This window comes from Thiohalorhabdus sp. (genome assembly GCF_046545655.1).
Classification (GTDB): Bacteria; Pseudomonadota; Gammaproteobacteria; order Thiohalorhabdales; family Thiohalorhabdaceae; genus Thiohalorhabdus.
Map to the genome: position 1 here is coordinate 13,641 of NZ_JBKGZG010000003.1, position 11,597 is coordinate 25,237.

Below are 11,597 nucleotides of genomic sequence, written 5' to 3' on the forward strand. Positions count from 1 at the left end.
TGGAATGGGAACTGGGGGGGTCAGTCGGTCTGCGGGGCCGCTGCCGGGGTCTCCGGGGCCGCCTGATCGCTTGCCAGAAGGGCCAGGAGCTGGCGGACGCCCTCGATGCGCGCGGAGGGCTCACCCCAGTCCGCCTTGACGCGCAGCTCGCGGTCGCCGTGCAGGGCGTAGCGCTGGGGATCCTCCTGAAGGAGCGCCACCAGGCGGTCCGGGCCCACCCGGGGCCGGTGGGAGAACACCACGCGACCGCCCACGGGGCCTGCCTCCAGGCGCTCGATGCCGAGGGTCCGGGCCTGGAGCTTGAGCTGGGCCACCTCCAGGAGGTGGCTGGTGGAATCCGGCAGCCGGCCGAAGCGGTCCACGATCTCCTCGCGCAGATTCTGCAGGGTCTCGCGGTCGGGAGCGGAGGCGATGCGCTTGTAGAGGACGAGGCGCTCGTGGACGTCGGGAAGGTAGTCCTCGGGGATCAGGGTAGGCAGGTGGAGGTGGACCTGGATGCCGTGGTCCTCCTCCTCCAGCTCCGTGTCCATGTCCACGCCGCGGCCCGCCTTGAGGTCCTCGATGGCCTCGTTGAGCAGCTCCACGTAGGTCTCGAAGCCCACGGCGTCAATGTGGCCGCTCTGCTCCTCGCCGAGGATCTCGCCGGCGCCGCGGATCTCCAGGTCGTGGTTGGCGATGAGAAAGCCCACGCCGAGGTCCTCCAGGGATTCGATGGTCTCCAGGCGCTTCTCGGCGTCGGCGGTGAGGCCCTGGCGGCTGTTGACCATGAGGTAGGCGTAGGCCCGGTGGCTGGAGCGGCCCACCCGGCCGCGCAGCTGGTGGAGCTGGGCGAGGCCGAAGCGGTCGGCGCGGTTGATGATGATGGTGTTGGCGCTGGGGATGTCGATGCCCGACTCGATGATGGTGGTGGTCACCAGCACGTTGAAGCGCTGGTGGTAGAAGTCGGACATGACGTCCTCGAGCTCCCGCTCGCGCATCTGCCCGTGAGCCACACGGATGGTGGCCTCCGGCACCAGCTTCTCGATCTGCTCCCGGGTGCGCTCGATGGTGCGCACCTCGTTGTGCAGGAAGTACACCTGCCCGCCGCGCCGGATCTCGCGCAGGATCGCCTCGCGGATCAGGGCGTCGTCCCACTCGGAGACGAAGGTCCGCACCGCCAGGCGCTCGTCGGGCGGGGTGGCGATGATGGAGATGTCGCGGATCCCCGCCATGGTCTGGTTGAGGGTGCGCGGGATGGGCGTGGCGGTGAGGGTGAGCATGTCCACCTCGGCGCGCCAGCGCTTGAGGCGCTCCTTCTGGCGCACACCGAAGCGGTGCTCCTCGTCCAGGATCACCAGGCCCAGGTCCTTGAAGGTCACGTCCTTCTGCAGCAGGCGGTGGGTGCCCACGGCGATGTCCACCTTGCCCGCCTCGATCCCCTCCAGCGCCTGGTTGACCTCCTTCTGGGACTGCATGCGCGAAAGCAGCTCGATGCGCACCGGGTGATTGGCGAAGCGGTCCCGCAGGCTGTCGTGGTGCTGCTGGGCGAGCAGGGTGGTGGGGGTGAGCAGCAGCACCTGCTTGCCGGCCTGCACCGCCAGGAAGGCGGCACGCATGGCCACCTCGGTCTTGCCGAAGCCCACGTCGCCGCACACCAGCCGATCCATGGGCTGGGGCGCCTGCATGGAGCCCAGCACCTCCTCGATGGCCTTCTCCTGGTCCGGGGTCTCCTCGAAGGGGAAGTCGGCGGCGAATTCGTGGTAGGCGCTGTCGGGGGCGGGGAAGGCGTAGCCCTCCTTGGCGGCCCGCTTGGCGTAGAGCTCCAGCAGCTCGGCGGCGGTGTCGCGGGCCTTCTTCTTGGCGCGGGCCTTGGCGCGGCGCCACTGGTCGCCGCCCAGCTTGTGCAGCGGCGCCTCCTCCTCGGCGGAGCCGGTGTAGCGGCTGATGCGGTCCAGGGCGTCCACCGGCACGTAGAGCTTGTCGCCGCCGGAGTACTCCAGAACCAGGTAGTCGCTGTCGTAGCCCTCCCCGCTGGGCAGGCGGGTGAGGCCCTGGTATCGGCCCACGCCGTGGTCCTCGTGGACCACCGGACTGCCGATCTCCAGCTCGCCCAGGTTGCGGATCACCGCCTCGGGGTCCCGCTGCCGCTTGCGGGCCTCCGGGCGCGGGGCCCGGCCGCCGAAGATCTGCGCTTCGGGGATGACGCGCACCGCCGGATCCTGCAGCACCAGCCCGTGCTCCAGATTTCCCACCGTCAGGGCCAGGCTGTCGGCGCGGGAGCAGAATTCGTCCCAGTCCGCCACCTCGTGGGGGATCAGGTGGCGCTCCCCGAGCAGTTCGCGCAGGGTCTCCCGGCGGCCGGCGCTCTCTGCCACCAGCAGGGTGGGGGTGTCGCCGTGCTCGGTGAGGAAGCGTGCCAGCTCATCGATGGCGGCGTGGCGCTCCCGGGCGGCAGGGAAGGCGTGCGGGGCCTCAACCGGGGCATCGCGGCCCGGGTCCCCGGTGGGCTCGGGGGCGAGCTCCACCCGGCTGAAGGCGTCCAGCCGATCCTCCACGGCCTCGGCATCCAGGAACAGCTCCTCCGGGGGTAGCACGGGCCGCAGGGGGTCTTTGGAGCGGATGGTGAAGCGCTCCCGCACCTCGCTGTCCCATTCCCGGGCGATGTCCTCCCGGCCGGCCGGCAGGGCCACCAGCGCGGAGCGGGGCAGGTAATCCGCGAGGGTGGCGGTGCGCTCGAAGAACAGGGGCAGGTAGTACTCGATGCCACCGGGGGCCAGGCCCTGGGAGACGTCCCGGTACAGGGGAATGTTGTGGGGGTCGCCCTCGAAGCGCGTGCGAAAGGCGCTGCGGAAATGCTGGATGCCCTCCTCGTCCAACGGCACCTCGCGGGCGGGCAGCAGCCGCACCTCCTCCACCTGGCCGGTGGTGAGCTGCGTCTCCGGATCGAAATAGCGGAGGCTGTCCACCTCCTCGTCGAACAGGTCGATGCGGATGGGCCGCTCGGTGCCCGCCGGGAACAGGTCCACGATGCTGCCGCGGATGGCGAATTCCCCGGGCTCCTTGACCTGGGAGACGGCTTGGTAGCCGGCCCGGTCCAGGCGCTCCCGGAAGGATTCCGGATCCAGGGTGTCACCGACCCGGATCCAGAGGGCGAAACGGTCCAGGAACTCCGCAGGGGGCAGGGCCTGGGAGAGGGCGGCCCAGGGCGCCAGCAGGATCCCCCCGCCGCCGTTGTGGAGGTGGTAGAGGGTGGTCAGGCGCTGGTTCACCAGGTCCGCGTGGGGCGCGAAGGTGTCGTAGGGCAGGGTCTCGCCGTGCGGGAACAGGTGGACGTGACCGCCCAGCTCCGACCCGCCGTAGAAGCGCAGCTCCGCGGCAAAGCGCTGCATCTGGGGGATGTCCCGGCAGACCACCAGGAGCGCCCCATCGTGCTCCCGGTAGGCGGACAGCACGGCCAGGGCGGCGGAGCCGCCCTGCAGGTTGCCCCAGGTGGTGGCGTTTCCCGACTCGGGGAGCGGCAGGCGAATGGCGCAGGACCGGTGCATGGACGTTCTTTGGTTCCGCTGGGTGATGGCTTGGAGATGAAAGCAGCGATACGGGGCGCCGCCCACCGGCGGGCCCGGCGGGAAAAAGGACCCATTTTCCCGCAACGACCGCATAAGCACAATGCGATCCACCGGGCCATGGGCTATACTCACTCTCCCATTGCCATAGCCACGACCCGGAGCAGGACATTTCCTTGGCTGATACCAACGAGCGCCGCGTCTGGGCGATCGTGCCCGGTGCCGGAATCGGCACCCGCATGGGCAGCGAGCGTCCCAAGCAGTACTTGGAGCTGGCCGGCCGGACCATCCTGGAGCATACCCTGGAACGGCTCCTGGACCAGGGGGAGATCCACGCGGTGCTGCCGGTGATCCGCCCCGACGACCCCTATTGGCCCACGGTGCGCGACCGCCTGGGGGGCCACCCCAAGCTGCTCGCGGAGGCAGCGGGCGGTAAGGAGCGCGCCGATTCGGTCGCCAACGGCCTCGCGGCCTTGACCCATCGGACCACGCGGGACCTGATTTTGATCCATGACGCCGTGCGCCCCTGCATCCGCGCCGAGGAGATCCGGGCCGTGATCGGCGCGGCTGCCGAGACCGCCGGGGCCATCCTGGCGGTGCCGGTGGCGGACACTCTGAAACGGGTGGACGGAGAGGGCCGCATCGAGGCCACCGTGGACCGGGCCGGCCTCTGGCGGGCCCAGACCCCGCAGGTGTTCCCGGCAGGGATCCTGGAGGAGGCCCTGGAGGCGGCCCGCCACAACCCAGCGCCCGCCACCGACGAAGCCAGCCTCCTGGAGCGGGCCGGATACCCGGTGCAGGTGGTGGTGGGTCGAGAGGACAACCTCAAGGTCACCCGCCCCGAGGACCTGGCCCTGGCCGAACTGTTCCTGGGAGCGCGGTGATGCGGGTGGGGCAGGGCTACGACGTGCACGCCCTCGTGGAGGGCCGTCCCCTCATCCTCGGCGGGGTCCCCATTCCCTTCGAGCTTGGCTTGGCGGGCCACAGCGACGCCGACGTGCTGCTGCACGCGGTGTGCGACGCCCTCCTCGGGGCTGGCGGCCTTGGCGACCTGGGGCGCCATTACCCGGACACCGACGCCGCCCACGCCGGCCGGGACAGCCGCGAGTTCGTCCGCGACGTGGCCGGGCAACTGGCCGCGGGCGGCTGGCGCGTTGGCAACGTGGACGCCACGGTGGTGGCCGAGCGGCCAAAGCTCGGCCCCTACGTGGCGGAGATGGAGGCCAACCTGGCCGCCGACCTCGGCGTGGACCCCGGCCGGGCCAACGTGAAGGCCACCACCACCGAGCGCCTCGGCTGGACCGGTCGGGGAGAGGGCATCGCCGCCATGGCCGTGGCCCTGCTGGAGCCGGCCCGGTGACCGCCGGCCGCGCCCGGGACCCCGTGCCCCCCGCCGCTCCATCGCCCGAATCCCTTCCCGACGACCCCTGGCCCGTGGCCCATCCCGGCTTCCGCCCGCCGGGCCGGTTCCGCCTGGAGCCGGAGGACTTCCGGGTCACGGAGATCCTCCCCTTCGAGGCGGAAGGGGAGGGGAACCATTTCCTCCTGCGGGTCCGCAAGGTCGGCGTGAACACCGACCGGGTGGCCAAGGACCTTGCCCGGCTGGCCGGATGCCGGCCCAGGGATGTGGGCTACGCGGGTCTCAAGGACCGGTACGCGGTGGCGGTGCAGCATTTCACCGTTCCGGCGGAGAAGGTGGCCGACGACCCCCGGCAATGGGCCGGGCCGAGCTGGGGGGTGGAGGCCGGGGATCGGGTGCGGAAAAAGCTGAAGCGCGGCGCCCTCGCGGGCAACGCCTTCCGCCTGCGGCTGCACCTGGCCCCGGCGGGGCGGGAGGCGGCCGCCGCCCGCTTCGAGCGGGTGCTTTCCCGGGGGGTGCCCAACTATTTCGGTCCCCAGCGCTTCGGGCGGGAAGGGGGCAACCTGGCCGGCGCGCGGCGACTGTTCGCGGGCGGGGCCCAGCCAGACCGTCGCCTGCGGGGGCTCTACCTCTCGGCGGCGCGGAGCTACCTGTTCAACCGGGTCCTGGCAACGCGGATCGGGGAGGGCAGCTGGGGGCGTCTGCTCGAAGGGGAGTACGCCGTGTTCCCGGACGTGAACAGCGGTTTCGTGGTGACGGATCCCGCGGCGGAGACGCAACGCCTGGACGCCGGCGATCTGCACCCCAGCGGGCCCCTGCCCGGCGTGGACGGGCCCGGGCCCAGGGGGGAGGCAGCGAAGCTGGAAGACCGGATCCTGGCGGCGGAGCCGGGGCTCCTGGAGGGGCTGCGGGTCGCGGAGGTTAAGGGGCATCGTCGAGCCTTGCGGGTGGTCCCCCGGGACGGCTCGGTGGAAAGCGATGCCGGGGGCCTGTGGGTCGGCTTCCTCCTGCCGGCGGGCAGCTTCGCCACCGCGGTGGTGCGTGAGGTGATTTCCGTGGGGAGCCCGGGGTAGGGAAACCGGTTGCGGCGGGGGCCCCTGAAGCCGCTCCTTGCAGGGTCAGCACGCCTTCCTGAGTTATTTTTTCAGCAGGACGTAGACCGCCCCTGTTCCCCCGTCGACGGCCGTGCAGGAAGCGAAGGCCAGCACCTCCTCTCGCCGGGCCAGCCATTTCTGCACCTTGCCGCGGAGCACCCCCTCACCGCCGGGGGAGCGCAGCCCCTTGCCGTGAACCACCCGGACGCAGCGGCGCCCGCGGGCCAGGGACTGGTGAAGGAAGGCGCCCAGGGATTCCCGGGCCTCCTCCACCCGCAGGCCATGCAGGTCGATGGCGCCCTCCACGGGCACCTGGCCGGTGCGCAGGCGACGGCGTACGCGGCGCTGCAGCCCCTCCCGGCACCAGAAGACCTCCTCCCCGGTCTCGGCGGGCTCGGGGTCGGCGGCGCCGGTGGCCAGGTCCAGGCGCGCCTGCTCCGCCTCCCGCTCTCGCTGGGCGGCCACCGGGGGCGGGGCCGGCCGTTCGGGAACGGCACGATCCGTGCTCAGGGGGGCCACATCCGCCACGGCCTCGCGAAAGACCGCCCGCTCTTCGGGGTCGAGGTCCGGGGTCCGGTCGTCTAGGTGTTTTTCTCCAGCCATTTGTCGGCCTCCATGGCCGCCATGCAGCCGGTACCGGCGGCGGTGATCGCCTGCCGGAAATGCTTGTCCTGAACGTCCCCGCAGGCGAACACCCCGGGAATGTTGGTGGCGGTGCTGTCGGGGGCGGTGTTGATGAAGCCCGCTTGGTCCATGTCCAGCTCGTTGCCGAACATGTCCGTATTGGGCTTGTGGCCGATGGCGATGAACACGCCCTGGAGGTCCAGGTCCTGGGTCTCTCCGGACTGGTTGTTGCGCACCCGCGCCCCAGTGACGCCCATGTTGTCACCGAGCACCTCGTCGAGCTCGGTGTTCCACAGGACGTCGATGTTGTCCTTCTCGAACAGCTTCTCCTGCATGATCCGCTCCGCGCGGAACTCGTCCCGGCGGTGGACCACCGTCACCTGGTCGGCGATGTTGGCCAGGAACAGGGCCTCCTCCACGGCGGAGTCGCCGCCTCCCACCACCATGACCTTCTGACCCTTGTAGAAAAAGCCGTCGCAGGTGGCGCAGGCGGAGACGCCCTTGCCTTTGAACTCCTCCTCGGAGGGCAGCCCCAGGTACTGGGCGGAGGCCCCGGTGGAGACGATCAGGGCGTCGCAGGTATAGGTGCCCTGGTCGCCGTTGAGGGTGAAGGGGCGCTCGTTCAGGTCGGCGGCGCTGATGTGGTCGAAGATGATTCGGGTGTCGAACCGCTCCGCCTGCCGCTTCATGCGGTCCATGAGCTCCGGTCCCTGGATCCCATCGGGCTCCCCGGGCCAGTTGTCCACGTCGGTGGTGGTCATGAGCTGGCCGCCGGGCTCCATGCCCTGGATCACGACCGGGTCGAGATTGGCGCGGGCGGCGTAGATGGCGGCGGTATAGCCGGCCGGGCCGGATCCCAGGATGATCAGGCGGTGGTGTTGGGTTTCGGGCATTCCAGAAGGCTCCAGAGCGGTTGGGGGGTGCGGTTTGGACCCCTTGGAGAACGGCGTTAGAGTGCTCCTTGATGCGGATCTAGAAAATACTACGCGCCCCGGGCAGCGTAAAGCTGACGGGGCGGATAGGGCATTTCCGGGGAGGCTGCGTGACTCAAGGCATCGATATCGGCATCCCGCGCGAGCGCAAGCCCGAGGAACGGCGGGTGGCCCTCGTCCCCGAGGCCGTTGGCGAGCTGGTGCGCGAGGGGCATCGGGTCCGGGTGGAGAGTGGGGCCGGCACCGGCAGTGGCTTCGGAGACGAGGCGTTCCGTTGGGCCGGCGCGGAGGTGGTGGGCTCCGCGGAGGATCTTTACGCGGCCAGTCGTTTGATCCTCAAGGTCAAGGAGCCGATCCCCGAGGAATACGGCTTCTACCGCAGCGACCATGTCTTGTTCAGCTTCCTGCACCTGGCGGCGGTTCCCGACCTGGCGGCGTTCCTGCAGGATCGGGGGGTGACGGCGTTCGCCTTCGAGACCCTCGAGGATCACGCCGGCCGCCTGCCTTTGCTGGCGCCCATGAGCGCCATCGCCGGCAAGGTGGCCGCCCAGTACGCCATCACCCTCCTGCACGCGCCGCAAGGGGGGAAGGGGCTGCTCCTCGGGGGGGCGCCGGGGACGGAGCGCGGCCGGGTGGCCGTGCTCGGGGCCGGGGTCGTCGGCAGCAGCGCCGCCGCGCTGCTGAGCGCTGCCGGCGCCCGGGTGGATGTCTTCGATCTGGACCTGGACCGGGCCGAAGACTTGGCCAAGCACGGTCCCGGACAGATCACGGGGCTGTATCCGTATCAGGACGCGGTCTCCGAGGCCGTGGGAGAGGCGGACGTGGTGGTGGGGGCGGTCCTTTCCCCGGGCGCGCGGGCCCCCACGGTGGTCAGCCGCGACCAGGTGGCCGCAATGCGTCCGGGTTCGGTGATCGCCGATGTGGCCGTTGACCAGGGGGGATGCGTGGAGACCACGCGCCCCACGGACTATACCCGCCCCACCTTCCTCGAGGAGGGGGTTCTCCATTTCGGCGTGACCAACATCCCCGCCGCGGTTCCGCTCAGTGCCAGCCGGTCCCTCTCGGCCCGCTTGTTGCCATACGCCAAAAAGTTGGCAAGAATGCCCTTGAACGATTTGGAGGGGGCTGTGAGACAAGCCCCGGACATGGACGCTGCGCTCAATGTTGTCCGCGGAGGCATCCACAACCAGGAAGTGGCCGCCTCCCTGTCCGGATAGCCTGCGCCCCTCGAAAGGGGGAGGGAAGCCTTCGGGATTCCCGGCGGGGCCTTGGCGCGGATCAGGATGGAAGGGTGTATGGAGACGGGCAAAAAAGGGAAAAAACAGGATCTCGGCGCGAAGCTGGTCGAGAAGGGCCTGCTGAAGGAGCAGACCCTGGCCAGTGCGCGGTCGCAGGCGCAGGAGATCAAGGAGCCCTTCGAAGAATTCCTGATGAAGCAGGGCTACGTACGGGAGGAGGATCTCCTTCCGATCCTGTCCGAGCTGTACCGGATTCCCCTCGTGAACCTGAACGACCTCACCATTCGTTCGGACGCGGCCAGCCTGCTCCCCTACGAGATCGCCAGCAAATACCAGGTCCTCCCCCTCGGCCAGCGACGCGGGTCCGTGGTGCTCGCCATGCGCGAGGCCCACAACATCCGTCTAGTGGACGAACTGCGCTTCCATGTGGGGCGACCGGTGCAGACGGTGTATGCCCCCCAGAAGGCCATCGAAGACCGCCTTGGCGACGTCTATGGGGCCGGGGGTTCCGGCCTCATGGGAGGCGGGGAAGATAGCGCCATTGATGAAGCCATCAGCGAAATGGAGGTGGAAGAGGGAGGCGGAAACGAGGATGAACAGAGCCAGGCCAGCGTGGAGGAGGAGAGCAATTCCTCGCCCATGGTCAAGCTGGTCAACGAGATCCTCTTCCGCGCGGTCCAGAAGGGCGCCTCCGACATCCATCTGGAATCGGCGGAGAATTCCCTGGTGGTGCGTTTCCGGATCGATGGCGCCCTGCGGGTGATTCGCCGGCTCCCTAAGAAGGTCCAGAATCCCGTCATCTCCCGGGTCAAGGTGCTGGGCGGCATGGACATCTCCGATTCCCGCCGGCCCCAGGACGGACGGCTGAAGATGCGCATGGGCGAGAAGACCCTGGACCTCCGCGTCTCTACCCTGCCCACCTTCTGGGGAGAGAAGGTGGTGATGCGTATTCTCGACCAGGGGGGCGTCGGCCTGGACCTGGACGTGCTAGGATTCCTGCGCGCGGAGCGTGAGCAGATCGAGGACATCATGCACCAGCCCCAGGGCATGATGCTGGTCACCGGCCCCACCGGCTCCGGTAAGACAACAACCCTGTACTCCGTCCTCTCCGCCATCAATACCGAGGACATCAACATCATCACGGTGGAGGACCCGGTGGAGTTCCAGCTCCCAGGGATCAACCAGGTCCCCGTGAACGCCAAGGCCGGCATGACCTTCGCCGCAGGACTCCGGTCGATCCTGCGTCAGGACCCTAACGTGATCATGGTGGGTGAGATCCGCGACCAGGAGACCGCCGAGATCGCGCTGGAAGCCGCCGAAACCGGCCACATGGTGTTCTCCACCCTGCACACCACCTCCGCTGCAGGCGCGGTTACCCGGCTTCTGGAAATGGAAGTGCCGGGGTATCTGATCTCCTCCAGCCTGTCCGGAGTGATCGCGCAGCGCCTGCTGCGGCGTAACTGCCCCGACTGCAGCGAGCCGGTGGATGTCGGCGATGCGATCCGCAAAAAGTACAATATCCCGGACCACGTCACCTTCTACGAGGGGCAGGGCTGCTCCACCTGCGACGGCCAGGGCAAGAAGGGCCGGATGGGTGTCTACGAGATGCTCATCCCCGATCGGGAGGTGGTCGAGGGCATCAACCGGGGAGCAAGCGAGGCCGATCTTGTGGAGCTGGCCCGGCGCTCCGGCATGAACCTGATGTTCGAGGACGGTCTGGTCAAGGCCATGCGTGGGGCAGTGGCCTTCGGCGACGTTCTCAACACGGTGGGCTCGCCCACGGGCGTGAACATTGACGCCGAGCGGCTCCTGGAGCAGGCTGATTTGCCCTGGTCCGAGCGGGGTCTTACCGCCACCCGCAAAAAGGAGCGCGAGGCGGACGAGCCCGAGACCATCCTGGTAGTGGACGATTCCCGGACCATCCGGGACATGAGCCGCTTCGTGCTGGAGAGCGAAGGCTACCGGGTCATCCAGGCGGAGGATGGCCGTGAAGGGCTCGAGGTGGTTTCCAAGGAGATGCCGGACCTGGTGCTCACGGATATGCAAATGCCCAATATGGACGGCGACGAGCTGACCCAGAAGATCAAGGGGGATCCCAGCCTCGCCCGGATTCCGGTGGTGGTGCTCACCTCCCAGGAAGGCGAGGAGACCGAGGCAGGGGTGCTCGGCCACGGCGCGGACGATTTCATCAACAAGCCCATCGAGCCCATGACCCTCACAGCCCGGGTGAAGAAGATCCTGGCCACCTACCGCCAGTTCTACGGCGAAGGTGGCAAGGTCCCCGGACAGGATGATGATCTGCCCCAACAGGTGGTGTCCTAAGTGGCTGCGGTTCAGGAAGGCTACGGGGCCGGGGTGGGGCAAGCGGAGGGCCGCTTCACCATCGTGGGCCTCGGGGGATGGTATTTCGCTATTCCGCTGGAGCGCTCCGCAGGATCCATGGAGGCCGTCTCCTTGACCCGTGTGCCTATGGCGCCGGAGGCGGTGATGGGCCTGACCCACATCCAAGGTCGGATCCTTACGGTCCTGGATCTTCGTCATCTGCTCGGTCTTGAGCTGGAGGGGGGGCCGCGGCGCTTCCTGCTGGTGGAAGACGAGGAGGAGCAGGTGGGACTTGATGTCGATACGGTGGAGGACATTGTCCTGGTCGCTCCACTGGATCTGGACTCCATCGAGGTGGAGCTGCCTCCCGGAGTGCGGGCGAATGCCTCGGGCTTCTTCAGGTGGCGCGGAAATCCCGTGGTGAATCTCTCCGTCGAGCGGCTCTTGAAATGAATGGCAAATGGGCGGGGCCCCCTGGGGCCATA

9 protein-coding genes are annotated in these 11,597 nt (G+C 68.9%); 6 read left to right on the forward strand and 3 right to left on the reverse strand.

Annotation, left to right across the window (positions count from 1 at the left end):
• Positions 1 to 20 precede the first annotated feature (20 nt).
• Entirely contained in the window at positions 21 to 3,524 is a 3,504-nt protein-coding gene (gene mfd / locus ACLFRB_RS01375; protein ID WP_411067204.1) for a transcription-repair coupling factor, read from the reverse strand.
• A 194-nt stretch (positions 3,525 to 3,718) separates the two neighbouring features.
• Between mfd and ispD the strand changes: the two genes are divergently transcribed.
• The 3 genes from ispD to truD are packed head-to-tail and all read left to right on the forward strand — an operon-like array spanning position 3,719 to position 5,975.
• Positions 3,719 to 4,426: a 2-C-methyl-D-erythritol 4-phosphate cytidylyltransferase gene (ispD, locus tag ACLFRB_RS01380; RefSeq protein ID WP_411067205.1), complete on the forward strand. Its 708-nt coding sequence runs from the start codon at positions 3,719 to 3,721 to the stop codon at positions 4,424 to 4,426.
• Positions 4,426 to 4,902 carry a 2-C-methyl-D-erythritol 2,4-cyclodiphosphate synthase gene (gene ispF / locus ACLFRB_RS01385; RefSeq protein ID WP_411067206.1) on the forward strand — a complete coding sequence of 159 codons (477 nt, stop codon included), beginning with the start codon at positions 4,426 to 4,428 and terminating at the stop codon, positions 4,900 to 4,902. The genes ispD and ispF overlap by 1 nt, the downstream gene beginning before the upstream one ends.
• A complete protein-coding gene (gene truD, locus ACLFRB_RS01390) occupies positions 4,899 to 5,975 on the forward strand; it encodes a tRNA pseudouridine(13) synthase TruD (RefSeq protein WP_411067207.1) in 1,077 nt (358 codons plus the stop codon). The genes ispF and truD overlap by 4 nt, the downstream gene beginning before the upstream one ends.
• A gap of 63 nt (positions 5,976 to 6,038) precedes the next feature.
• Here the strand turns inward: truD and ACLFRB_RS01395 are convergent, their stop codons facing one another.
• On the reverse strand, positions 6,039 to 6,599 hold the full coding sequence (locus ACLFRB_RS01395) for a Smr/MutS family protein (protein WP_411067208.1): 561 nt from the start codon (positions 6,597 to 6,599) through the stop codon (positions 6,039 to 6,041).
• Positions 6,578 to 7,513: a thioredoxin-disulfide reductase gene (gene trxB, locus ACLFRB_RS01400; protein ID WP_411067209.1), complete on the reverse strand. Its 936-nt coding sequence runs from the start codon at positions 7,511 to 7,513 to the stop codon at positions 6,578 to 6,580. Before trxB ends, ACLFRB_RS01395 begins: the two co-directional genes overlap by 22 nt.
• Before the next feature lie 149 nt (positions 7,514 to 7,662).
• Between trxB and ald the strand changes: the two genes are divergently transcribed.
• From ald to ACLFRB_RS01415, 3 genes are all read left to right on the forward strand, one after another.
• Entirely contained in the window at positions 7,663 to 8,769 is a 1,107-nt protein-coding gene (gene ald / locus ACLFRB_RS01405) for an alanine dehydrogenase (protein ID WP_411067210.1), read from the forward strand.
• 78 nt (positions 8,770 to 8,847) lie between these two features.
• Positions 8,848 to 11,112: an ATPase, T2SS/T4P/T4SS family gene (locus ACLFRB_RS01410; protein WP_411067211.1), complete on the forward strand. Its 2,265-nt coding sequence runs from the start codon at positions 8,848 to 8,850 to the stop codon at positions 11,110 to 11,112.
• Positions 11,113 to 11,565, forward strand: coding sequence for a chemotaxis protein CheW (locus tag ACLFRB_RS01415; protein WP_411067212.1), 453 nt, complete (start codon positions 11,113 to 11,115; stop codon positions 11,563 to 11,565).
• The last annotated feature ends 32 nt before the right edge of the window (positions 11,566 to 11,597 follow it).